This is a genomic window from Corynebacterium phoceense, from assembly GCF_900092335.1.
Classification (GTDB): Bacteria; Actinomycetota; Actinomycetes; order Mycobacteriales; family Mycobacteriaceae; genus Corynebacterium; species Corynebacterium phoceense.
Genome location: NZ_LT596208.1, coordinates 1,381,166 through 1,403,822, shown reverse-complemented (window position 1 = coordinate 1,403,822; position 22,657 = coordinate 1,381,166). Strand labels below are relative to the sequence as shown.

20 protein-coding genes and 2 pseudogenes are annotated in these 22,657 nt (G+C 64.1%); 12 read left to right on the top strand and 10 right to left on the bottom strand.

Annotated features, from left to right (window positions below; all coding sequences use genetic code 11):
* Window positions 1–25: 25 nt before the first annotated feature.
* Together BN9444_RS10845 and BN9444_RS10840 are read left to right on the top strand one after the other, a co-directional pair.
* The gene (locus BN9444_RS10845; RefSeq protein WP_066487145.1) at window positions 26–1,228 is read left to right on the top strand and encodes a cobalamin-independent methionine synthase II family protein; all 1,203 of its coding nucleotides are present in this window, start codon (window positions 26–28) and stop codon (window positions 1,226–1,228) included.
* A 219-nt stretch (window positions 1,229–1,447) separates the two neighbouring features.
* The gene (locus BN9444_RS10840; protein ID WP_066487142.1) at window positions 1,448–2,659 is read left to right on the top strand and encodes a cobalamin-independent methionine synthase II family protein; all 1,212 of its coding nucleotides are present in this window, start codon (window positions 1,448–1,450) and stop codon (window positions 2,657–2,659) included.
* Between the two features lie 57 nt (window positions 2,660–2,716).
* Here the strand turns inward: BN9444_RS10840 and BN9444_RS10835 are convergent, their stop codons facing one another.
* Complete coding sequence (locus BN9444_RS10835) at window positions 2,717–3,385, bottom strand: hypothetical protein (RefSeq protein ID WP_068801906.1); 669 nt, start codon at window positions 3,383–3,385, stop codon at window positions 2,717–2,719.
* A 103-nt stretch (window positions 3,386–3,488) separates the two neighbouring features.
* A complete protein-coding gene (locus tag BN9444_RS10830; RefSeq protein ID WP_068801905.1) occupies window positions 3,489–5,405 on the bottom strand; it encodes a choice-of-anchor I family protein in 1,917 nt (638 codons plus the stop codon).
* A 165-nt stretch (window positions 5,406–5,570) separates the two neighbouring features.
* Here BN9444_RS10830 and ilvA point away from each other — a divergent pair, with 165 nt between their 5' ends.
* The 4 genes from ilvA (at window position 5,571) to BN9444_RS10810 (ending at window position 8,223) form a co-directional block, all read left to right on the top strand.
* Window positions 5,571–6,857 (top strand): threonine ammonia-lyase IlvA, encoded by a 1,287-nt coding sequence (ilvA, locus tag BN9444_RS10825; protein WP_066487129.1) that lies wholly within the window; start codon window positions 5,571–5,573, stop codon window positions 6,855–6,857.
* 25 nt (window positions 6,858–6,882) lie between these two features.
* A complete protein-coding gene (locus BN9444_RS10820; protein WP_068801904.1) occupies window positions 6,883–7,527 on the top strand; it encodes a YigZ family protein in 645 nt (214 codons plus the stop codon).
* A gap of 61 nt (window positions 7,528–7,588) precedes the next feature.
* Entirely contained in the window at window positions 7,589–7,825 is a 237-nt protein-coding gene (locus tag BN9444_RS10815; RefSeq protein WP_066487265.1) for a hypothetical protein, read from the top strand.
* A gap of 14 nt (window positions 7,826–7,839) precedes the next feature.
* Complete coding sequence (locus BN9444_RS10810) at window positions 7,840–8,223, top strand: RNA-binding S4 domain-containing protein (protein ID WP_066487127.1); 384 nt, start codon at window positions 7,840–7,842, stop codon at window positions 8,221–8,223.
* Window positions 8,224–8,231: 8 nt separating this feature from the next.
* Here BN9444_RS10810 and BN9444_RS10805 read toward each other — a convergent pair.
* The 5 genes and pseudogenes from BN9444_RS10805 to BN9444_RS10785 form a co-directional block, all read right to left on the bottom strand.
* Window positions 8,232–9,201, bottom strand: a pseudogene (locus tag BN9444_RS10805) (GTP pyrophosphokinase).
* A gap of 38 nt (window positions 9,202–9,239) precedes the next feature.
* Window positions 9,240–9,965 carry a hypothetical protein gene (locus tag BN9444_RS10800; protein WP_066487124.1) on the bottom strand — a complete coding sequence of 242 codons (726 nt, stop codon included), beginning with the start codon at window positions 9,963–9,965 and terminating at the stop codon, window positions 9,240–9,242.
* Window positions 9,966–10,100: 135 nt separating this feature from the next.
* Complete coding sequence (locus BN9444_RS10795; protein ID WP_233423580.1) at window positions 10,101–11,570, bottom strand: exonuclease domain-containing protein; 1,470 nt, start codon at window positions 11,568–11,570, stop codon at window positions 10,101–10,103.
* 21 nt (window positions 11,571–11,591) lie between these two features.
* A complete protein-coding gene (glgX, locus tag BN9444_RS10790; RefSeq protein WP_066510177.1) occupies window positions 11,592–13,754 on the bottom strand; it encodes a glycogen debranching protein GlgX in 2,163 nt (720 codons plus the stop codon).
* Window positions 13,755–13,773: 19 nt separating this feature from the next.
* Window positions 13,774–14,355: a TetR family transcriptional regulator gene (locus tag BN9444_RS10785; RefSeq protein ID WP_066487118.1), complete on the bottom strand. Its 582-nt coding sequence runs from the start codon at window positions 14,353–14,355 to the stop codon at window positions 13,774–13,776.
* Between the two features lie 354 nt (window positions 14,356–14,709).
* Here BN9444_RS10785 and BN9444_RS10780 point away from each other — a divergent pair, with 354 nt between their 5' ends.
* Window positions 14,710–15,435, top strand: a complete 726-nt coding sequence (locus BN9444_RS10780; protein WP_068801903.1) for a hypothetical protein — start codon at window positions 14,710–14,712, stop codon at window positions 15,433–15,435.
* 137 nt (window positions 15,436–15,572) lie between these two features.
* On the top strand, window positions 15,573–16,046 hold the full coding sequence (locus BN9444_RS10775; protein WP_068802199.1) for a hypothetical protein: 474 nt from the start codon (window positions 15,573–15,575) through the stop codon (window positions 16,044–16,046).
* Here BN9444_RS10775 and BN9444_RS15595 read toward each other — a convergent pair.
* From BN9444_RS15595 to BN9444_RS10765, 3 genes and pseudogenes are all read right to left on the bottom strand, one after another.
* Window positions 15,970–16,143: pseudogene (locus BN9444_RS15595) on the bottom strand (winged helix-turn-helix transcriptional regulator); the annotation flags it as partial. The gene BN9444_RS10775 and the pseudogene BN9444_RS15595 sit on opposite strands and share 77 nt — an antisense overlap.
* 284 nt (window positions 16,144–16,427) lie before the next feature.
* The gene (locus BN9444_RS10770) at window positions 16,428–17,636 is read right to left on the bottom strand and encodes a YbjN domain-containing protein (protein WP_068801902.1); all 1,209 of its coding nucleotides are present in this window, start codon (window positions 17,634–17,636) and stop codon (window positions 16,428–16,430) included.
* Between the two features lie 179 nt (window positions 17,637–17,815).
* A complete protein-coding gene (locus tag BN9444_RS10765) occupies window positions 17,816–18,760 on the bottom strand; it encodes a YbjN domain-containing protein (RefSeq protein WP_066487102.1) in 945 nt (314 codons plus the stop codon).
* 249 nt (window positions 18,761–19,009) lie between these two features.
* On the opposite strand from BN9444_RS10765, the gene hisD reads away from it, so the two are divergent.
* The 4 genes from hisD (at window position 19,010) to BN9444_RS14840 (ending at window position 22,502) form a co-directional block, all read left to right on the top strand.
* Complete coding sequence (gene hisD, locus BN9444_RS10760; protein ID WP_068801901.1) at window positions 19,010–20,329, top strand: histidinol dehydrogenase; 1,320 nt, start codon at window positions 19,010–19,012, stop codon at window positions 20,327–20,329.
* A gap of 105 nt (window positions 20,330–20,434) precedes the next feature.
* Window positions 20,435–21,574 (top strand): histidinol-phosphate transaminase, encoded by a 1,140-nt coding sequence (locus tag BN9444_RS10755; RefSeq protein WP_068801900.1) that lies wholly within the window; start codon window positions 20,435–20,437, stop codon window positions 21,572–21,574.
* Window positions 21,575–21,718: 144 nt separating this feature from the next.
* Entirely contained in the window at window positions 21,719–22,330 is a 612-nt protein-coding gene (hisB, locus tag BN9444_RS10750) for an imidazoleglycerol-phosphate dehydratase HisB (protein WP_066487250.1), read from the top strand.
* A 13-nt stretch (window positions 22,331–22,343) separates the two neighbouring features.
* The gene (locus BN9444_RS14840) at window positions 22,344–22,502 is read left to right on the top strand and encodes a hypothetical protein (RefSeq protein WP_168162236.1); all 159 of its coding nucleotides are present in this window, start codon (window positions 22,344–22,346) and stop codon (window positions 22,500–22,502) included.
* The last annotated feature ends 155 nt before the right edge of the window (window positions 22,503–22,657 follow it).

The window sequence follows — 22,657 nt, the reverse complement described above, 5'->3', positions numbered from 1 at the left end:
TCACCTCACATAAGGAGCACCTTCCATGTCCCAGAAGATTCGCACCACGCACGTCGGCTCGCTGCCGCGTACCCCGGAATTACTGGAGGCGAATCTCAAGCGCTCCGCCGACGAGATCACGGACGACGAGTTCTTCGCCATCCTCGAGCGCGCCGTCGAGGAGGTCGTGCAGCGCCAGGTCGATCTGGGCATCGACATCATCAATGAAGGCGAGTACGGCCACATCACCTCCGGCGCCGTGGACTATGGCGCGTGGTGGAACTACTCCTTTAGCCGCCTGGGCGGCCTCACCATGACGGACAAGGACCGCTGGGAAGCCAACGCCATTCAGCGTTCCGAGCCTGGCAATATCAAGCTCACTTCCTTCGTTGACCGCCGCGACCGCGCCATCTTCAACGAAGCCTACAATGACCCGGAGTCCGGCATCTTCACCGGCCGCAAAAAGGTTGCCAACCCGGAGTTCACGGGCCCGATTACCTACATCGGGCAGAAGGAAGTTGACGCCGACGTCAAGCTGCTGAAGGATGCGATGGGCAAGGCGGGGGCATCGGCAGGCTTTGTGGCGGCCCTGTCCCCGGGATCGGCCGCGCGCTTGGGCAACAAGTATTACAAGACCGACCTGGAGGTCGTGCAAGCCTGTGGTGAGGCGCTCTCGCACGAGTACAGGGCGATTACGGACGCGGGCCTCACCGTCCAGTTCGACGCGCCGGACCTCGCGGAGGCCTGGGACCAGATCAATCCGGAGCCGTCCGTGAAGGACTTCCAGGGCTTCGTGCGCGACCGCATTGCGGTGCTCAATGACGCGATTAAGGACCTGCCGCGCGAGCAGACCCGCCTGCACATTTGCTGGGGTTCCTGGCATGGCCCGCACGTTACGGACATCCCGTTCGCGGATATCATTGACGAGATTCTCGAGGCCAAGGTCGGCGGCTTCTCCTTTGAGGGTGCCTCGCCGCGCCATGCGCACGAGTGGCGCGTGTGGCAGGATCATCAGCTACCGGAGGGCACGCTCATCTACCCGGGCGTGATTTCGCACTCGACGAATGCGGTGGAGCACCCGCGCCTCGTTGCAGACCGGATTATCCAGTTCGCGGAGGTCGTGGGTCCGGAGAACGTCGTGGCGTCGACCGACTGCGGTCTGGGTGGGCGCCTGCACCACCAGATTGCCTGGGCGAAACTTGAGTCCCTCGTCGAGGGTGCACAGATTGCCACGGAGGAACTCTTCTAAGCCACGCTTGCCGATGCCGCGGTCTCCGGGCCGCGGCTTTTTGCGTGCGCGCCGAAAGATATGACAATTAAATCTTAAACCGTCATAAAGGGGATATCTTTGTTTGAAAAGTTGGCGTTGAACTGGGGAAACGCCATCGTGAATAAAAGTAAACAGAATGCGCGACAAGGACGCTTGTTCTGTTTACTATAGACAGCACAGTCTAGAAAGGAATTGCTTATGACCCAGAAGATCCGTACCACGCACGTTGGCTCGCTGCCGCGCACTGCAGCACTCCACGGGGCGAACCAGCGCCGTCTCGCCGGCGATATCTCCAACGAGGAGTTCGACCAGATTCTGCAACAGGCCGACAACGAGGTCGTGCAGCGCCAGGTTGATCTGGGCATCGACATCGTCAACGAGGGCGAGTATGGCCACCTCGCGCACGACACCATCGATTACGGTGCATGGTGGACCTACTCCTTCAGCCGCTTGGGCGGCTTGCGGCCGACGCGCGAGGAGGAGCCGGATGCGTTCGGCAAGATCGTGCGCCACGAGCCGGGCAGTATCGAGCTCACGACGTTCCCGGACCGTCGCGACCGCGCGGTGTTCGCGGAAGCGTACGAGGACCCGAAGTCGGGCATCGAGGGAGGCGGCAAGAAGTTCCTGCTGCCCACGATTGACGGGCCGCTGAGCTACGTGGGGCAGGAGGCGCTCGCTGCGGACGTTAAGCACCTGGGCGCGGCCATTGCGTCGACGGGAAAGGACGTTGAGGGATTCATCGCGGCGGTCTCGCCGGGCTCGGCGGCGCGCATTCGCAACCTGTACTACCCGTCCTACGACGAGTTGCTCGCGGCGACGGCGGAGGTCATGGCGCACGAATACCGCGCCATCGCGGACGCCGGCTACACGGTCCAGATCGATGCCCCGGACCTCGCGGAGGCCTTCGACCAGGTCAACCCGGAGCCGTCCTACGAGGACTTCCGTGGCTACGTGCGGAAGAATATTGACGCCATCAACGCGGCGATTAAGGGCATCGACAAGTCGAAGGTGCGCCTGCATATCTGCTGGGGTTCCTGGCACGGCCCGCACTCCACGGACATCCCGTTCGAGGAGATCGTCGACGAAATCCTGCGCGCCGAGGTCGGCGGCCTCACCTTCGAGGCGGCGAACGTCCGCCACGGCGCGGAGTGGCGCGTGTGGCAGAAGCGCGAGCTGCCGGAAGGCACCGTCATTATCCCGGGCGTCGTCTCGCACTCGACGAACCTCATCGAGGACCCGCGTCTGGTGGCCGACCGCATCCACACGTTCGCGGAGCTCGTCGGCCCAGAGAATGTCATCGCTTCGACGGACTGTGGCCTGGGCGGACGCATTCATGAGCAGATCGCCTGGGCGAAGCTCGAGTCCCTGGTGAAGGGTGCGGAGATCGCCTCGCAGGAGATCTTCGGCTAAACACGAATGAAAGGGCGGGTGCGCATGTGCGCACCCGCCCTTTTTTATTGCGTAGCCCTAGAGGCGGAACTGCTTCTGGGCGTTGCTCATCGCGCCGTTGACCTGCTTGAGCATGCCAGTGAGCGCGCCGTTGATGTCCTTGCCGAACTCCGGATTGACCTTGACGAGGGTGCTTGCGAGGCCGATGAGGCCACCGATGACGGACAGGATCAGGTTGATCCAGGCGAAGGCTTCCTTGCCTTCGGGGGAGAGCTCAGCCCACTTGAGCCAGTCCGGCAGCTCGACGGGCTTGTCATCCTTTTCTTTCTCGACGCAGTCCGGCTTGTCGGGCATGCCGGAGGAACCGTAGCCGTTGACGATGCCCAGAGCGAGTTCCTGCGGACCCATGAACGAAGAACCTGCGGTGCCATCCTTGACGGCCTTCTTGTGGGCTTCCTTGGCGGCGTCGACCTCGGCCTGGCACTCCTTGGACAGTGCGGTCTTCGTGGTCTCCGTGCCGTCGGTCTTCTCGCCGTCGGTAGCGGTGCCGTCGGTGATGCCCTCCTTGCCCTCGCCGCCGGGCTTCACTCCGTCACTTGCTGTGTCCTCAGAGGAACCGGAGTCCTGGGACTGAGCGCTGGAGGCGCCCTGAGACTCGGAGCTTTCGGCGCCAGCGACCGGCGTGACGAGGGCGAGGGCGGTGCTGGTTGCGGCGACCAGCGCGACTGAGAGACGACGTGCGCGCATAAGAATTATTCCTTGGGGTGACGACAGTGCGAACGGAAATGGAACGCACCTGAATCTAGCAGGTTGGGGTGCCTGGCGGGAGGGAATGCCCCCGCCAAGGGGCTTAGTGGCCCAGGGCGGAGTTCAGGGCGTGGCGCAGCGGTGCTGGCAGGAGACGCAGCAGCGTGGCTGGTGCGCCCGGAACTATGCTCACTATGCCCAGGACGGCGGCCAGAGCCGCGGCAACGACGCCGAACACGGTGCCGACCGAGGAACCGGCGTCGGACGAGGCGGCGGAGCTGCCGGAATCGCCCTGGTCGTCGTCATCGTTATCGGCGTCGGCGGGCACGAGGTCGGTGACCTTAAAGACGGTCGTAGTGCCGGAGACCTCGTTGCCGGAGATGAGAAGGTACTCGCCGTTGGGGGAGTCCTTCTTGTCAACGAAGGTAAGTCCCTCGGGCCCGAGGTCGCCGGCGGCCTTCGTGGCCTCGTAGTTCTTGTCGTCGTAGCCCACGGAGAAGTCGCGGTTGTTGACGTAGGTGACGTACTGGGCGTTGCGCGGGTCGGTGACGTCGTAGACGAAGATGCCGCCCACGCGCTCAGCACCGATGAAGGCGTAGGTGCGCTCGCCGACCTTGCCGATGGTGAGAGCCTCGGGCTCGGGCCCCTTGTTATCGGAGCGGTCGTCGGCCTCCGGATCCTCGTTATCCGCGTTGAAGTTGAGGACGCCCTGCTCGTGGAGGCGGGCGGTGATCTCCTCGAAGTCGGAGCCGGAGTCGAAGACGACGTTGCCGGCGGCGTCGTAGATGGAGAAGGAGCGGGAGCCGTAGGCGTAGAACTCGTCGAAGCAGCTCTTCTCCTCGTTCCAGCCGGACGCGGTGGAGACCTTGAGATTGCCGGCGAAGGACGTGTCGTCGAAGCCCTCGGGAAGTTCGACGCCCTCGCAGACCTTGCCAACCTCGATGAGGTCCTTGATCTCGGCCTCGTCGGTGTACACGCCGGAACCGTCCTCGTCGCCCCATTCGCGGGCGTCGCCCTCGTTGGCCGTCGCGAAGTAGGTCTCGTCGCCGGCAGTAAACGCGCCGATGGAGTCCGGCATGGACAGACCCTTGACCGGTAGGGTGCGCAGCTCGATCTTGTCATCCTTGTTGGACGGGTCGATCGGGGTCTTTGAGTGGTCCGCGATAAAAGCCGGGACGACGTCGGTGACGGTCGCCGACGGGATGTCGATGATGGCGATGGCGCCCGCCTCTTGCAGCGACGCGTAGGCGGTATCGCCAACAGAGGAGATGTACTCCGGCTCGAAGTCGGTCGACGGCTTCGAGTCGGCGTCGGAAGGACCGAAGACGCGGATGGCGGGGTCGAGCTCGCCGGCAGCGTACTTCGCGTCGTACGCCTCGAAGCCAGCGGTGCGGACGTCTGCCTGGGTGGGGGCGGCGGCATCGGAAGGCAAGGCGATGACGGACACGGAGCCGGTGGGGTCTGCGACGTAGTCCGTGCCCTCGGCGGTGAGCTCGTTGGACGGCTCGCCCTCGTTGGCGAGCAGGGCGAACTTCCCATCCGCGGTGAGGTGGACGTTATCGGGCAAGGCACCGATGGTGACGCGGCCGAGCTCCTTGCCGGTGGCAGCGTTGAAGAAGAGGGCCTCGCCGTCCTGCGTCTTATCGGCCTGCTGGACTGCGGCGACAGCCAGGCCGTCGGGGCGCACGGCGACGGAGTTGATCTCCTGGTCGCCGCCGGCGGAGACGACGCCGACCTTGTGCGGCGCGGCCGGATCCGAGGCGTCGAGGATGTCGATTTCGCCGGAGTGCGCGTTGACGGCGAGGATGCGCTTCGACGCGGCGTGGAAAGCGACGATCTCCGCGGCGGACTCGCCAAGCACGCCAGAGTCGTAGGCGCCGAGCGGCTCGACCTTGAGCGAGGCGTCGGCAACGGAATCGACGATGGGAGAGGCGACGATGGTGGCTTGGGCCGGAATGGCGGGGACGGTGAGCGTGGTCGCGGCGAGCGTGCACAGGGCGAGAGTGCGGCGGATGGCCATACATGAGCTCCTTGAGAGTACGAGAAATATGACGAGGCAACATCCAAGTGCATGCAGGTAACACAGGGTTAACACAGAGGTAAAAGTGAGATGAAATGCCGGACTAATCGGTCGATCGCTAGGTAATCGCGCGGGCGGCGACCATGGGGTCTAAAATGACTCAGCATGACTAACTCCGCAGTATTCGAGCCCATTCACGCCTCCGATATCAGCCAGGCCCAGGCACGAATTTCCTCGGAGATTGCGCCGACGCCGTTGCAGTACTGCCCGCGACTGTCCCAGGAAACGGGCTGCGAGGTTTACCTGAAGCGCGAGGATCTCCAGGACGTGCGTTCCTATAAGATCCGCGGCGCTCTGTTTTCCATCACGAATCTCACGCCGGAACAGCGCGCGCACGGTATCGTGACGGCCTCGGCCGGCAACCACGCGCAGGGCGTGGCGTATGCCTGCCGGACCATGGGCATCCAAGGCAAGATCTACGTGCCGGAGCCGACGCCCAAGCAGAAGCGCGACCGCATCGTGGTCCACGGCGGCGACATGGTCGAGCTCGTCGTCACCGGCGCGAACTTTGACGAGGCCGCGGCGGCCGCGCATGCCGATGCCGCCGAGCGCGGCTCCATCTTCATCGAACCCTTCGACGCGCGCGACACGATCACCGGCCAGGGCACCATCGCCGCGGAGGTCGTGAGCCAGCTGGCCTCCTTGGGCAAGTCGCTCGACGCCATCGTCGTCCCCGTGGGTGGCGGCGGGCTGCTCTCCGGCATCACGTCGTACCTTGCGGACATGGCGCCGCGCACGGCGATTATCGGCATCGAGCCGGCCGGCGCTGCCTCGCTCACCGCAGCGTTCGCGGCGAACGAGCCGGTGACCTTGGAGTCCGTCGATCCCTTCGTGGATGGCGCGGCCGTCAAGCGCATTGGCGACCTGCCCTTCCAGGTCCTCGAGGCCAACCAAGGGCGCCTGCACTGGTCCACCGTCTCCGAGGGGGCCGTGTGTACGGAGATGCTTGGCCTGTACCAGAACGAGGGCATCATCGCCGAGCCCGCTGGCGCCCTGTCCGTCACGGGCCTGCGCGACCTCAAGCTCACGCCGGATTCCGTGGTCGTGTGCGTCATCTCGGGCGGCAACAATGACGTGCTGCGCTACAACGAGGTCATGGAACGCTCGCTCGTGCACCGCGGGCTCAAGCACTACTTCCTGGTGAACTTCCCGCAAGAGCCGGGGCAGCTGCGCCACTTCCTTACGGAAATCCTGGGCCCGGACGATGACATCACGCTCTTTGAGTACTTGAAGCGCAATAACCGCGAGACGGGCGCAGCGCTCGTCGGCGTGGAGCTGGGCCGCGCGGCTGACTTGGATGGCTTGCTTGAGCGCATGTCGAATTCCAAGATTTCGTGCCAGCACCTGAAGCCGGGCACCTCGGAGTACGACTACTTGGTGGCGTCGCACTAAGTTGCGCCCGCTAGGGTAGGGGCTTATGGATTCTTATGAGCGCCCGGTCGAAGGCGCGCCCGTCGAGCACGAGATTGAGATCAAGCGTTCGCGGTTCATCACGTTGATTGGCCGCGCTCGGGACGAGGCGGAGGCGCGCGAGTTTATCGATGCCGCCCGCGCGCGCTTTCCTGATGCCCGCCACCATTGCTCGGCGTACCTTTACCACGTCGACGCAGCCAACCCGGTGGAGCGTTCCTCCGACGACGGGGAGCCCTCGGGCACGGCGGGCCGTCCCATGCTCGACGTGCTGCGCGGCTCGGGCATGCTCGACATTGTGGCCGTCGTCGTGCGCTACTTCGGTGGGGTGAAACTTGGCGCGGGCGGGCTCGTCCACGCTTACGGCGGCGCGGTGAGTGAGACGCTCGAGAAGGTCCCGCGTGTGACTAGGGCGCTGCGTGAGCTCTATTCCGTCGACGCTGATCATGGTGTGGCCGGGCGACTTGAGGCCGAGCTACGCGGGCGTGGCTATGCGGTGGTGGACACCTCCTATGGCGCGCAAGTGACGTTCACTCTGGCGCTGGAGCCTGGCGGCCAGGAGACACTCGACGCCGAGCTTGCGGCGCTTACGCAGGGCGCGGTGGCATCGAAAGCAGCAGGGGAGCGCTGGGTCGAGCTGGACCGAGCTTGATCGCTCACGGCATGGCTGGAACTACCCGGCGCAGCCGCTTATCGAAGGTAGAATGACCGGCATGACTATGCAGCGACGCCCCAACAATCCGATTGAGAAGCGCAAGCAAGACGTGCGCAAATACTCCCGCAACGCCGTGATTTCCGTCGCGGCGGGCCTGGGCGGCGGCGTCCTTGCGGCGTGGGTCTTTACACATGGCACGTTCTTCTTCATGATTGGCCTCATCGTCGCCGTTGTGGGCGGCGTGTACAACTGGTCCAAGGTGCGCTCGATCGTCAACCACAAGGACCAGTACTAAGCCGGGGTGTCTCTATGACTCAACCCGATGGAAAGCCCGTCCGCATCGACGCGTGGGTATGGGCCGTGCGCATGTTTAAGACGCGCTCGGAGGCCGCGAATGCGGTGAAGGCGGGACACGTCAAGCTCAACGGCAACGCGACGAAGCCTGCGCAGCACGTCGTGCCAGGCGACCGCGTGCGCGTGTGGCGCAACCACCACGAACACGACTTGGAAGTCCTCGCGACGGTACGCAAGCGCGTGGGTGCGCCGGTGGCGCGCACGTGTTACATCGACCATGCACCGCCGCCCCCGCCCAAGGAGTTCATGCCGGCGCTGCCCGTACGCGATCGCGGCGCCGGACGCCCTACCAAGCGCGAGCGGCGCCAGATGGAGAAGTTCCGCGGCGGGTTCCGCTAGCGTGACGGCTAAGCGCGCAGCTGCTTGAGGCGCCGGTGGAGGCGCTTGCGGCGGTCGCCACGGTCGCCGAGCTCCGCGGTGGCCTCGATGTGCTCCTTGCCCAAGGGCAGGAGCAGCAGGTCGTCGGTGAGGCGGACNGTAGCGGTAGCGCATGGCCTCGCGTACGCGGATGATGTCGCGCTCATTAAGGAGGGCCTCGAGCTTAGCGAGGGTGTCGATATTGTTGGCCTCGAGCAGCTCGGCGAGGAACCGGATGTGCTCAGAACGCGGGCGGGGGAACGCGTCGCCGAGGAGGACAGCGAGCACGCCAGGAAGCGTTTCGGCGTTGATCTCCACGGAATCTTGCGGGGCGGGGCCGACCTCCATGAGTGCCGCGATGTCATCGAACTGTTGATCCGCGAGCTCGATCAGGCCCGCAGCAAGTGTGAAGAGACGGTCGACTTGGGCCGTGGGCGGCTTGGGGCCCTGCTTGTAGCGGATATCATGCTCGAACTCGGCCCAGGCGTGCTGCAGGACGGTGCGGATTTGCACCTCGAAGGTAAAGCCTTCGTACTCGGCGAGCTCTTCCAGGGAGTCGTTGACCTGCAGGACGAGGTGGTGCGAACCGTAGCCGAAGCCGCCGGAAATGCGGGTTTCTGCTGCCTTGTCCACACTGCGCAGCACCGTGAAAGAACGCCCCAGGATGTCGATGGCTTGCGGGATAACGGTGGAGTTGAACACGGTGACGCGCGCACCGACGAGGTCATGAATGTCATTCCACGGATCGGGATAAGCCAGGGCGCCGTCCGCGTCGCGCTTCTTTGCCTTCTTCTTCAGCGACGGCCAGCCCTTGACACGCGTGGCGACGCGGTCGTAGACCACGCCGGCGTCATCGAGGACGTCCTCGATGGCTTCGGAAAATTCCGTCGCAGCATTCGGGTGGGTGCGCACCCACTCGTGATAGCGGTTTCCGAGTTGGGAGATAGCATGCTCAGGCACAGTACTGTCCTTTCTCGGGGTCTGGTTGGCGTGCCGTTTTACCCCAGCGAGGTGCCGGGAAGCACGCGAGGGAATCCGTGACACCATAGTAGTGGGGCCAGCGCCGTGGACGGCAACCGGAGTCCAGCGAATGCCGTGGCGCGACCATGGAGACCGTCCGCGTGGTGGGCGGCGAGCCCGCGGAAGATAAAGAGTACGTCGGGTGCCGGCGCGAGATAGACCAGTCCGCCGTGGATGTGGCGGCCGGCGTAGCCCGAGCCCAGTTTCGGCTGGGCGCGCCGGGCAGAGGGAGCGACACCCAATTCCGCAGCGAAGTGCTCGTGCAGGATATTGAAGGTGAGTGGATGCGTGAGCCACGCCGTGATGGGCACGCCCGGCGAACGTACTTGGACTCCGTGCGCCCGGGTATCGAGGACGTCGCGCGCCGGGCGGGATTGGAAGCGGTAGCCTCGCGAGGTGTGCGCCGCGCGCAGCACGTTGTGCGCCGCGGTTGTCCAGGCGTGGTTGACCGTCATGTCCCATTCGGAGAGGGCGCGCAGGCTCACTCCCACGGAGGGGGATTCGCCGAGTTCGGTGAGCCCCGTGCCGCAGCGCAGCTGCATGTCATGGCCAGCGCAGAGGCCGACGGTGGCAACGGAATCGAAGAAACCGTCTTCGCTCAGCCGCGGCCGCGTCGAGACGTTGTGCGGGCGCAGCGCAGGAAAGAGGAGTTCCGGAGCGAGGAGCGGGGCGGAGGTGTGCCTTTCGAGCAAAGAGACGGACATGAGAGAGCCTTTCAGTGCGCAGCCGAAAGAGACTGCGAGAGATACGAGAGTCACTCATATTGGACTGTCCGCATCCCAGAAAGGTTCCCTGAGTCCAGTAAATATCCTGCGCCTACCGGAGGCTGCTGCCTCGGCTTAGAAGGGCGGCTCTTCGTCGAGCCCCAACTCGGCGAGCAGCTTGTCCTTAGGCCAGAGCTGGATGTCCTGGCCCTTGGCGATGAGCTCCTCAGCCTTCTTCTCCTTGGAGGTCTTCGTGGCCCACGTGCCGAGAACGAGGATGGTCGTCTTCTTCGTCACGGACTTTGCAGCCTGGCCGCCGCGCTCGGCGATGCCATTCCATAGTGTTCCCTTGTCGAAGGGATCAAAGTCGCCGGTGAGCGTGACATGCTGGCCAAAGAGCGGACCGTTCGGGTCCGCGTCCTCGTTGGGCTCGGGCACGGTATTCGGCGTCGCGACGGCATCCCACGGAGCCGGGCGGTTGCGGGAGCGCTTCTCCGCCTTCTCACGCGCGGCGTGGGAGTCAGCGGAAGCAGCAGAGGAGAGCGCGCCATCGAGATCGAAGAGCGCAGCCTCGTTGGCAGCGGAGGGCGTGGTTGCGCCACGGTGGCGCGTCTGGTCACGGAAGTCGGTACCGGCGCCGAGATCGGCCGGGGAGGTGGGCGCGGTGCGGGCACGCAGCACCGGCATGACGGCGTCGTTGGTGAGCGTGCCCAGGGCGAATTCGCGTGTGCGGAAGAGGCCCTGGATATCGCCAGCGTAGCCGAAGGCTTGGGCCAGACCGGTGATGATGAGGCCAGCGGCGCGGGCGTCCTCGGTCGCGTCGTGGTGGCGAAAGCGCGGTGCGCCCACGGCGGCGGCCATGGTGGGGAGCTTGTGGTTGGGCACGTCGATGCGACCCGCCTTCGAAGCGTCGCGCGAGAGCGCCAGCGAGCAGGCAAGCGTGATGGCGGGCAGCTCTACGCCCGCAGCGGCCGCGCCGACGCGCAGTGCAGTCGAGTCGAATTGCACGTTGTGCGCCACGAAGACGTCGTCGCCGAGGAACTCGAGCATCTCACCCAGCGCCGTGGCGAAGGACGGGGCGTCCTTGACATCCTCCGGCGTGATGCCGTGGATGCCAATGTTGAACTCGGAAAAGTCCTCCATGCCGGGCGGGGGCGTGCACAGCCACGAGCGGGATTCGACCTCGAGGCCATCGCGGAAGCGGACAGCACCGATGGCGCACACGGAACCCCAGTTGTCGTTGGCGGTTTCCACGTCGATGACGGTGAAGTCCAGGCCCTCGACGGCGACGCCGGCGGTAGGCACCTCGCCGTGGCGGACTGCATCGATGAGCGAGGCGGCATCGGCAGCCGGGGTCGTGGTGCCGGTGCGCGGGGCAAAGCGCACGGTGAAGGTTTCCTGCGGGGTGACAAGGCGCAGGGCGCCGAAGGCGGCGGGGCCAGGCTCGGTGGACTCCACTGACTGGAGGTCCTCGAAGGCGACAACCTCGCGCGCGGGCGCACCAAGGGAGGCGGCCAGCTGGGAGCGCAGGATGACCGCGGAGGTGGGCGTGAGCTCTACGGTTGCGCCGTGGGCATAAATGGTGGGAGTGCTAGGCGACGTCACGGAACTTCGGTCTTGGCCTTTCTAATCCTCGTCGAACTGCGGGGGCTCGACCTGTTTGAGCACCATCGTGGTGCGGTCCTGACACGTCAGCGTACCGCCCGCCTCAATGAAGGTGTCCTCAGCGGGGTAGCCACCAGAATCGGCCGTATCGACCATGAGCTTCCACTTGCCGCCCAACTCGCGGCCCGGCAGGGTGAACTCGATGTCGCCGTCGTGCGCGTTGAAGATGAGAATGAAAGAATCATCCTTGATGGGCTGGCCGAACTCATCCGTCTCCGAAATGGCGGAGCCATTGAAGTAGACCATGATGGCGCGGCCGAAGTCATGGTCCCAGTCGTCCTGCGTCATGAGCTTGCCGGACGGCACCATCCACGCGATATCGCGGTCGCGGACGTCGGAGCCCAGCGGGCCGCCGGTGAGGAAGCGCTGGCGGCGGAAGACTGGGTGCTTGCTGCGGATCCCCAGCACGCGCTTGACGAAGCCGAAGAACTCTGAGTTCTTATCCAGATTGAGCATGGACCAGTCCATCCATGCGAGCTCATTGTCCTGGCAGTACGCGTTGTTATTGCCGTTTTGGGTGCGGCCGAACTCGTCGCCATGGCAGATCATCGGCGTGCCCTGGCTAAGCAGCAGCGTCGTAATGAAGTTACGCTGCTGGCGGCGGCGCAGCTTGCGAATATCGTGGTCCTCCGTGGGGCCTTCCACGCCGCAATTCCAAGAACGGTTATGGGACTCGCCGTCACGGTTGTCCTCGCCGTTGGCCATGTTGTGCTTCTCGTTGTAGCTCACTAAATCCTTGAGCGTGAAGCCGTCATGCGCCGTGATGAAGTTGATGGACGCCGTGGGGCGGCGGCCGTTGTTGGCGTAGAGATCGGACGAACCGGTAAGACGCGAGGCGAATTCGCCCAGGGTGGCGGGCTCGCCGCGCCAGAAGTCGCGGACCGTGTCGCGGTACTTGCCGTTCCACTCACACCAGATGGGCGGGAAGTTGCCCACCTGGTAGCCGTTGTGGCCGATATCCCAGGGCTCGGCGATGAGCTTGACCTGGCTGACCACCGGGTCCTGCTGGACCAAGTCGAAGAAGGTCGCGAGCTTGGAAACGTCATCCAATTCGCGCGCGAGCGTGGAGGCGAGGTCGAAGCGGAAGCCGTCGACGTGCATCTCCGTGACCCAATAGCGCAGCGAATCCATGATGAGCTGCAGCGAGTGCGGGTGACGGACGTTGAGGGAGTTACCGGTGCCGGTGTAGTCCATGTAGTGCGCCTCGTCGCCCTCGACGACGCGGTAATACGCCTTGTTGTCGATACCGCGGAAAGCGATGGTGGGGCCCAGGTGGTTGCCCTCGGCCGTGTGGTTGTAGACCACATCGAGGATGACCTCGAGGCCCGCGGCGTGAAGGCTGCGCACCATGGACTTAAACTCGGCGACGATTTCGCCCGGCTTATTCGCCATGGCGTAGTCCGCCTGGGGGGCGAAGAAGCCAAAGGTGTTGTAGCCCCAGTAGTTACGCAGGCCGATAGCGCGCAGACGATCATCTTGGAGGAACTGGTGGACCGGCATGAGCTCGACCGTGGTGATGCCTAGGTCCTTGAGGTAGTCGATCATCGCGGGGTGGCCCATACCCGCGTAGGTGCCGCGCATGGCCTCCGGGATGTCCGGATGAGTCATAGTCATGCCCTTGACGTGCGTTTCATAAATGACCGCTTCCTCATCCGGAACATTGGGGCGGTGGTCGCCCTGCCAGTCGAAGAAGGGGTTGATGACAACGGAGAGCATGGTGTGGCCGAGCGAGTCATCCTCATTGCGCCCGGTCCCGGCAGGCTCGGCGTGGATGTCGTAAGAATACAGCGAGGCGTCGCCGTCGAACTCGCCCTGGAACGCGCGGGCGTAGGGGTCGACGAGGAGCTTGGAGGGATCGCAGCGCAGGCCGCGTTCCGGTGCGTATTCTCCATGGACGCGGTAACCATAAGCCTGGCCGGGGCCAACCTCGGGGAGGTAGGCGTGCCACACGTGGGCGTGGACTTCCTTGAGCTCGACGCGGGTTTCTTTGCCGCGTGGATCAATGAGGCACAACTCGACTTTCGTTGCGGCTTCGGAGAAGATTGCGAAGTTGGTGCCCGTGCCATCAAACGTGGAGCCCAGCGGATAGGGCTGGCCCGGTCTCACAGTAAAAGTCTCAGTCATAATGCACCAGAATAATGGACTAGCGCGCGCCTAGCCCACTGATAACGATTCCCACGCCCCGCAAGAGATCGTTTGCACCTTCAGGAACGCGTGCGTCCTGCGACTCAGTCATACCATCCGCGGGCTCAGTGTCTGCGGCTTCCGATGCCCCCGTGGCTTCCGCGAGCTGCGTGCGTGCCTGTTCCATGGTGGCTGAGCCGAGCACCAGGTAAATAATGGCGTGGGCGCCAGTAAGCAACTCTTCCTCCGGTGCGGACGACGTCGCGCGGACCGCGGCGACGAACCGGTCTACGAGCCGTTCCCACGTGGCATTGCCAGGCTGGGACAAGCCGGCGGAGGTGACCTCGGCGCCATCGCGGTGGGCAAGCAGACACCGGCGTAGGTCGAGCGCGAGGGCCGTGGGGGTCTCTCCGTCGATCGGTGCGACGATGGCCTCGGCGATGGCGGCGATGAGCGCCTGCTTGTTCGCGATGTGCCAATACAACGCGCCGGGGGCGACGCCAAGCGTCGTGGCGACACGGCGCATGGTCATGTCGGCCAGACCATAATCATCCAAAAGCTGGAGAGCGGTGTCGATGATCGTTTCGCGGTTTAAGTGCACGCTTGCCCATTCTAGACAGCAGCTCGACGGCGAGGGGAGAACCCGAGTGTGGACAGGTGCGTGCGGTGAGCCAGCGATCCATAAGCTCTTCCCTCAGGTTTCACAGGGAACTTTGAGGTTGTCTCCACTATTAATCAATGAACCGATTGATAGACTACTCACGTCACGCCGCGAGTGCGGCGCGCTCTCATGCAGTAACACTGTCACCCTCACGAGCGTGTGGAGCCAGGTTTCTCCTTCCCAGCTAGGGAAGGGAAACTGATACCCTACGGCCCTGCGCCCGTGTCAGTGCGCTGTGAGTGAATACAATTCTTTTACACGTCTGGAGTCATTTTGTCCCTTCGAACCCCCGCCATGAAGTCCATTGCTGCCCTCGCCCTTGTTCTGCCCCTGACATTGGCAGCGTGCGGTAACGACGAGGAGGCGGACAACGCCGCTACCGGCTCGACGACGGCTAAGACGACCGTGACTTCGAAGGAAGCTCCGTCTGAGAGCGCCGCCCCGTCGTCTGAGGCTCCCTCCGCGGAGAAGCCGAAGGAAGAGTCCGCTGCGCCGGAGGAGGACAACAAGCCGGCGGAGGGAGATAACGCTGAGGCTGCACCGTCCACCCTGGTCAACCCGTTCGAGGACGGCGCCGCTGCTAAGGCCACCACCTTCGCTCCGGTCGAAGGCGATGCTGGTGATGACGCGACGAAGGAAACCATCACCAACCTCATCAACGGCACCTACAAGCAGCAGGATGTGCGCTCGCTGGCGCAGTACACCCGCGATAACACATGTGCCCGCGTGATCAACGAGAATCAGCAGGTGGGCCCCAACGGCGAGCAGCTTTCGCTCGCCAACCTGGACCTGTCTCAGTTTGATAACCTGCCGGCAGACCAGAAGGCCATCCTGGAGCCGTACAACCAGCAGATTCGCGACAACTTCTCCAAGACGACCACGGACATCCAGGACGTGCGCGTCAACGGCAACACGGCCTCGGCCAACGTGACCGTCAACAGCCCGGCGGGTTCCGAGACCAACACCATGATCTTTGAAAACGAGGGCGGCGCCTGGAAATTCTGCAACCCGGCGTCCTAATCGCACACGTGGCTTACGCTATCTTCGCGCGGGCAGAGTAGGCTACAAGGCCTATGATTACTCGCGGTACTCGGGTTCGACGCCCGTCCATACCCCGCACCGTCGGTTTCGGTGCGGGGTTGCTTGCATGTGCACTCGTGGCATTCTCGGCTGCTGGCGCCGTGTGGGGGCACTTCCGGCCGGTGCTCACCGGACATGAGGTGGATGGTGGCGGCTACGCGGTCGAGACCCTCGCCGATATCGAGTTCGGTTCCTTCGTCTGGTTCGTTCTCCTCACTGGACTTGGGGGAGTGCTCCTTGCCCTCGGGGCCTATCTGCGCGGCGCACGCCAGCGCGGGTTAGGCATGTTGCTGTGGGTCGGCGTCGCTGCCCTCGCGAGCGCGGTGGCGTTCTATTACGCTGGCTCCCTCACAGCAACGCACCTGCCCTCCGAGCCCGGGGAGACGGTCCAGTGGACCCCGCCTATGCAGCCCGACATCGGGTGGGCCGCGGCGCCGTTTATGGCGATGTTTGCCTACTGGTCTGCGGCGTTTATCAGCGCGGACGTCGACTGGGAAGACGACGCCCCAGACACCCCAGGGGAAGTGAGCGCCGAGCCGTCCGAGCCCTGAACTCAGAGCCGAAGCCGCCCCAGGCCTGATGCTCGGCGATAATCGGCTCGAGCCGCCGCGCGGTGGGCGTAAGCGCGTACTCCACGCGCGGCGGGGAACTCGGGGTAGACCTCGCAGATCACGAGCCCATCGTCCGTGAGCTCGCGCAGCTGCCGGGTGTGTGTACGGTCCGAGACCTCGCCCCCGCGGCGTCCCGCAGCTCGCTGTAGCGCAGTGGCCTGTTCGCGTCGAGCAGAGCCTGAATGAGCGTGACCTTCCAACAGCCGCAGATGAGCATCATCGCCGTTTTGAACGGGCAGCCTTCCATCGCGCGCACTGTGAGGCTTCGCATGTGACTTACGCTACACAGCACGCGCTCTCAGTGAGGCCACTCTGCGAGGCTTATTCGGCCTGCGGGGTTGTGCCGTCCTCGCCGCGTTCGTCTTCCTCTGCCGCGTCCTCGGCCTTTTCCGCTTTATCATCCGTGAGACCCAAGTCGAGACCCATCTGATTGGGATCGACGGGACGCTCGACGTAGTCCTCGTCTTCCCACTCCTCCCAGTCCTCGTCGACCCAGTCCTCATCCTCGGCGGGGTCGTCTGCAGTGTCCGAGTCCGCAGCGAAGAGCTGGATGGCGTCTTCCGCCTCCTCCGTGCGGGTGATTTCCGGCAGCTGCGGCGCGAGCAACGGCGCGAGCTGCGGCTCCAGGGACTCGAAAGAGATGTAGGCACCGTGGACCGCGGTGTGCACGGCATAGCGCAGCTGGGCTGCAGTCATGCCGTTGCCAATGAGCCAGTTGCGGGCGAGCGAGACCTGCACCTCGTCCTCGTGGACGGTGGCGCTGGCAAGCAGCCAGGCATCACCCGCGTTATAGTCATCGAGCACCGCCGAGATGGCGAAGAGCTGGGAGAGCTCCCCTTTGTCCTGGGAGAACGTGCGGATGGTGAGCCAGCGGCCATCGTTGATGATGCGGAAGAAGGTCCACCTACCTTCGATCCGGCAGCGTACGGTCATCTCGTCCTCGGAGACCTCCGTGTGCACGATGCCTTCCGCGCTGAGCGCCGCGCGAATGCGGTCCGCCGTGACGGGTAGGGGAGTTGTGGTGGGGGCCTCGCCCATGGCCTCCGCGTAGCCGTCAGGCGGACCGACGACCTCGGGGACGGCTTCGCTCAGTTCGCGCACCGCATCCACCATCGTGCTGATGGCGGTGTCGAGGAAGTCGCGCAGCTGCGCGTCCGTGACCCACGCTTCCGCGTCGAGCGACGCACGCAGATGGGTCAGGAGATAGCCGCGCTCCGTGACGGATGTGTAGGCCACGGGCACCATGCGGCGCGTGTTCATGTCGTTGATGGTTTGTGCCAAGTATCCAGCCAGACGCGGATCAACGCTCGCGTTGAGGGTGCCTTTGACGAGGAGTACCTCGCCCCATTTTCCGGCCAGGGCGATGAGGACGTTGAACTTAGACAGGCGGAAGGTAATCTCCGCCTTGTCCGCGTCGCTCTTGAAGTGGTCAATGAGCGCGTCGACGACGTCTACGACGCGGTCGAAGGTTAACGGGCGAGCCGTATCCGTGGTCGCGGGGAAAGCTACTGAAGAAGAATCGGGGGTCATTGAGACCGCCTCCTTGAATGTCGTAGGGGTAGTGGAGGGGAGAATTAGGGGTTTCTCCCACGGCAGCTACACTAAGCGACCCCCTCGACACGAGCCCCGGTTATATCGAAAGTATTCGAACACTGTCGAACGTTCTCGAACACCGTCGAACACTCTCGCACAGGCCGGGCTAATGCGCGTTAGGGCCAGGAGACGGGCGATTGCCCGGAGACTTCTTTGGAGATGTGGTCTACGCCGTGGAGCATGGTCTTGAGCGCGGTGCCCAGCGTGGAACGCAGCTGGCGGTCTGTCATGCCGGCGGCGACGGTCACGGCGAGGTCGAGACGAATCTGCAGGCCGTCCACATTGCTGTGGCAATAGGCCACTGGTGAGTCAGACATGCGGTTGAAGTCATTGCACACGAGGAAGGCGCGGAGGAACTCCGAGCCGGGGAGATCCGGGTCCCAGTGCCCCTTAACCACGAGGGACGGACCATTGTCGAGGACGAAGGCGAAGAGGACCTCGTTAATCCAGGCGTAAATGGCCTTGCCTTCGGTAGCGTCGGTTCGTTGGAGTTTGTCAATGCCGATGGACGCGAGCGACGCGGCGATACGGTCAGTGTCCACGGCGTAGGCCTGGTTATCGAAGGCATCGTCCGGTTCAGACGCGAGTCCCTCATCGCGCAGCGTTACCGGCGGGGTGAGCGTGACGGTAGGGAAGCGCTCCACGAGCTTGTGCACAAAGGCCGAGGCGTTATCGATGGCCTGATCCGCGGCGGCGACGAGCTGTTCGTCCGTCATGCCCTGGCGCCCATCGATGACCGTGGTTCCCGTTATTCCGACCTCGTCCGTGCTGTCGAAGTTGAGCACGAGCGTGGGCGTGAGACAGTCGTGGTTCCAGTCGTTGACGAGCTCCGCGGCGTCGCGCAACGCGTCGAAGCTCAGCGGAGTGTGGTGCGTGGTCGTCACGATGTATTCCGGGGATTCCGGATCGCCCTCATCCGGCTCAATGGTGGTGGTTGCAATCGAGCCATGGTCGAAGACGAGGAGCGTGGGCTTCTGGGTAATGGCGCTATGTCCGGCGAGCCGTGCCGCGCGAGCAAGTCGTGCGAGGGTCACAGGGCGTGCGGCCTTCGAGTTATTCACTGCGGTCACCTCCCGAGGTGATGGGGCTCAAAATCAGGGGAGCCGAAAGGAGAAAACGGGCAAATCCCCAGCTGCCCACGAGTCTAACCCGTAGGCTAGGGTGCTGTCCGCAGTTTCGGTCATTCGATATGGGGCTACCCGGTGGAATGGACGATTATCTGTAGGGGTATAAAAATAGGTACATTACATAAATTCACATTCGCTGGTCGCGGGAGCTTCCCGCGGCCGAAGGATATGAGAGGACGTCTCGTGCTTCAGGTCACCGACATGCGCGGAACCACCATGACCACAGCGGCTGTGCGCCGCGCCCTGCCCCGCGGCGGCACGGATGTTGCCGCCGTCCTCGACAAGGTCCAGCCTTTGGTCGACGCAGTGCGCGACGGCGGCGCTGCCGCGGCGCTCGACTTTGGCGAGAAATTCGACGGCGTACGCCCCGCTACGGTGCGCGTGCCTGCGGAAGAACTCGCCAAGGCTGCCACAGAGCTGGATCCTGAGGTCCGCGCCGCCATTGAGGAATCCATTGCCCGCGTGCGCAAGGTCCACGCGGAGCAGAAGCCGGAAAACCACACCACGGAGCTCGCGCCGGGCGCCACCGTCACGGAGGTCTTCGCGCCCATCGAGCGCGTGGGTCTCTACGTCCCGGGCGGCAAGGCGGTCTACCCGTCTTCCGTCATCATGAATACGATTCCGGCCCAGGAAGCTGGCGCCTCGACGCTCGTCGTGGCCTCCCCGCCGCAGAAGGACTTTGGTGGTCTGCCGCACCCCACGGTGCTGGCCACCTGCTACATCCTCGGCGTCGATGAGGTCTGGGCCGTCGGTGGCGGCCAGGCCGTCGCCCTTCTTGCCTACGGCGACGATAACCCGGCGGAGGAGGAACCCCTTGAGCCCGTCGACATTATTACGGGTCCCGGCAATATCTTTGTCACTGCTGCCAAGCGTCTCGTGCGCGGCGTCGTCGGCACCGACGCGGAAGCTGGCCCGACCGAGATCGCTATCCTTGCCGATAAGACGGCTGACCCGGTCTTCGTGGCCTACGACCTCATCTCGCAGGCCGAGCATGATCCCATGGCGGCGAGCGTCCTCATCACGGACTCGCAGGAGCTTGCCGATGCCGTCGAGGCCGAGGTGTCTTCCCGCTATCAGGTCACCGCGAACTCCGAGCGCGCCGCAGAAGCCCTGCGCGGCCAGCAGTCCGGCATCGTCCTCGTCGACGACCTCGAGGCCGGCATCAAGGTCGCTGACGCGTATGCCGCGGAGCACCTTGAAATCCACACTGCCGACTCGCGTGCGGTCGCCGAGCGCATCAAGCACGCAGGCGCCATCTTCGTGGGTTCCTACTCGCCGGTGCCGCTGGGCGACTACATGGCAGGCTCTAACCACGTGCTGCCCACCTCTGGTTCCGCACGCTTTAGCGCAGGCCTGTCCACGCACACTTTCCTGCGCCCGGTCAACCTCATCGAATACGACAAGGATGCGCTGGGCGAGATCGCAGACAAGATCGTCCACTTCGCCAACGCCGAGGCCCTGCCGGCCCACGGCGAGGCCATCCGCGCCCGCTTCGCGCATTAACCCGCCCCGCATCGCACCATCTACCGACGCGGGGTACTCGGCAACGAGCACCCCGCGTTACGTCTTAGTCGCACACCCCGACTCCCAGAGAAGGACCCCATCACCATGACCGCGAACGCAACGAACGAAACCTCCGCTTCGGGTATCACGCTCGAGGACCTGCCCCTGCGCGAGGAGCTGCGCGGCAAGTTCGCCTACGGCGCCCCGCAGCTTACCGTCGCCAACCAGCTCAACACGAACGAGAACCCCTACCCGCCGTCCCAGGCACTCGTCGACGATCTCGTCGCCGAGGTTGCTCGCTTGGCCACGACGCTCAACCGCTACCCGGAGCGCGACGCCGTCGAGCTGCGTCGTGACTTGGCTGCGTACGTCTCCGAGCAGACCGGTGTCGAGGTGAGCTACGAGCAGGTGTGGGCCGCTAACGGTTCTAACGAGGTGCTCCAGCAGCTCCTCCAGGCTTTCGGTGGCCCGGGCCGCACGGTGCTCGGCTTCCAGCCGTCTTACTCCATGCATCCCATCCTCGCGGCGGGCACGCAGACGCAGTTCCTCAACTGCCCGCGTGACGAGAACTTCCGAATTGATCTGGATGCGGCACTCGCCGCCATCGCGAAGCAGCAGCCTAATATCGTCTTCATTACGACGCCGAATAACCCGACGGGTGACGTCACTCCGCTCGAGGACATCGAGAAGCTCATTGATGCTGCGCCGGGCATCGTCATCGTCGACGAGGCCTACATGGAATTCTCGGACTCGCCGTCGTCCACGACGCTGCTGGCGAAGTACCCGACGAAGCTCGTGGTTTCCCGCACGATGTCGAAGGCTTTCGACTTCGCTGGCGGACGCCTGGGCTATTTCGTTGCGCATCCTGCGTTCGTCGAGGCCGTCATGTTGGTGCGTCTGCCGTACCACCTCTCCGTCCTGTCCCAGGCGGCCGCGCGCGTGGCGCTGCGCCACAGCAAGGACACGCTGGGCACGGTGGCCAAGCTTGCCGTGCAGCGTGACCGCGTTGTTTCCCGTCTTGAGGAGCTCGGCTATGAGGTCGTGCCCAGCGAGTCTAATTTCGTCTTCTTCGGTCGCTTCGCGGACCAGCACGAGGTGTGGGAGGAGTTCTTGAATCGCGACGTGCTCATCCGCGACGTGGGGGTGGACGGCTTCCTGCGCACAACCATCGGCCTCCCGGAAGAAAACGACGCGTTTCTCTCCGCCGCGCAGCAGCTCACCGGCTACATCACGCCGCGCAGCTAGCCCGCTGTTCGGCTCCACTCCACTTCGACGAAAGCTATCCTTGCAACCATGAACGACAACACCCTCGAACCGCAGCGCGCGGAAGACACCGTGACGGACTCCCGGATTGAGAAGGCTCCTGGCGTCGCCGCCCACGGTGGCACCATGGAGGCGCGTCCGCAGCGCATTGGTACCGCCCAGCGCATCACTTCCGAGTCGCAGATCACCGTGGAGATCAACCTCGACGGCACCGGCAAGTCCGATATTGACTGCGGCCTGCCGTTCTTTGCGCACATGCTCACCGCATTCGCGACGCACGGCTCCTTCGACCTCAAGGTCCACGCGCAGGGCGACCTCGACGTCGACGCGCATCATACGGTCGAAGACACCGCCATTGTTCTGGGGCGCGCGTTCCTCGAGGCACTGGGGGATAAGAAGGGCATTCGTCGCTTCGGCTCCCAGCTGCTGCCCATGGATGAGACCCTCGTCGAGGGCGTGGTCGATATTTCGGGCCGCCCCTACTTCGTGATGAATGGCGAGCCAGAGAACATGGAATGGCAGATCATCGGTGGTCACTACGCCACCGTCATCAACCGCCACTTCTTCGAGACCTTCGCCATGCATTCTGATGTGACGCTTCACGTCAACGTCCGCTACGGCCGCGACCCGCACCACATTACGGAGGCTGAGTACAAGGCAGTAGCCCGTGCATTGCGCCAGGCCGTCGAGCCGGATCCGCGCGTGAGTGGCATTCCTTCGACAAAGGGTGCACTCTAGACTCGTGTTCTTTATGGTGTGGATCCTGTTCCTCATCGCTGGCTTGCTCGCCGGCGGTGCGTGGGCAGCGTATCAAAATGACTCGAAATTCTGGACCATCATCGCAGGCTTCCTCGCGGCGATCGCCTTTGCCGCGTCAGTGGCGTGGATGATCCCACAGATGCACGGATAGTTTCACTGCACGGTAAGTTCAGCGGCCGGCTCGGTAGCCCGGCCTGCATTTGCCGTCTACGCTGGTGAACGTCTATACCTAAAGGTTCCTACAGATTAAGGCTCCGGCACGTATCTGTTCATGCCGCAGCGGGAGAAAACTTCCGCCTGAGACGC

Excerpts from the sequence above, each read along its gene's own strand:
- BN9444_RS10845 (WP_066487145.1), top strand. The coding sequence starts at position 26 with ATGTCCCAGAAGATTCGCACCACGCACGTCGGCTCGCTGCCGCGTACC.
- BN9444_RS10840 (WP_066487142.1), top strand. The coding sequence starts at position 1,448 with ATGACCCAGAAGATCCGTACCACGCACGTTGGCTCGCTGCCGCGCACT.
- BN9444_RS10835 (WP_068801906.1), bottom strand. The coding sequence starts at position 3,385 with ATGCGCGCACGTCGTCTCTCAGTCGCGCTGGTCGCCGCAACCAGCACC.
- BN9444_RS10830 (WP_068801905.1), bottom strand. The coding sequence starts at position 5,405 with ATGGCCATCCGCCGCACTCTCGCCCTGTGCACGCTCGCCGCGACCACG.
- ilvA (WP_066487129.1), top strand. The coding sequence starts at position 5,571 with ATGACTAACTCCGCAGTATTCGAGCCCATTCACGCCTCCGATATCAGC.
- BN9444_RS10820 (WP_068801904.1), top strand. The coding sequence starts at position 6,883 with ATGGATTCTTATGAGCGCCCGGTCGAAGGCGCGCCCGTCGAGCACGAG.
- BN9444_RS10815 (WP_066487265.1), top strand. The coding sequence starts at position 7,589 with ATGACTATGCAGCGACGCCCCAACAATCCGATTGAGAAGCGCAAGCAA.
- BN9444_RS10810 (WP_066487127.1), top strand. The coding sequence starts at position 7,840 with ATGACTCAACCCGATGGAAAGCCCGTCCGCATCGACGCGTGGGTATGG.
- BN9444_RS10800 (WP_066487124.1), bottom strand. The coding sequence starts at position 9,965 with ATGTCCGTCTCTTTGCTCGAAAGGCACACCTCCGCCCCGCTCCTCGCT.
- glgX (WP_066510177.1), bottom strand. The coding sequence starts at position 13,754 with ATGACTGAGACTTTTACTGTGAGACCGGGCCAGCCCTATCCGCTGGGC.
- BN9444_RS10780 (WP_068801903.1), top strand. The coding sequence starts at position 14,710 with ATGAAGTCCATTGCTGCCCTCGCCCTTGTTCTGCCCCTGACATTGGCA.
- BN9444_RS10770 (WP_068801902.1), bottom strand. The coding sequence starts at position 17,636 with ATGACCCCCGATTCTTCTTCAGTAGCTTTCCCCGCGACCACGGATACG.
- BN9444_RS10755 (WP_068801900.1), top strand. The coding sequence starts at position 20,435 with ATGACCGCGAACGCAACGAACGAAACCTCCGCTTCGGGTATCACGCTC.
- hisB (WP_066487250.1), top strand. The coding sequence starts at position 21,719 with ATGGAGGCGCGTCCGCAGCGCATTGGTACCGCCCAGCGCATCACTTCC.
- BN9444_RS14840 (WP_168162236.1), top strand. The coding sequence starts at position 22,344 with ATGGTGTGGATCCTGTTCCTCATCGCTGGCTTGCTCGCCGGCGGTGCG.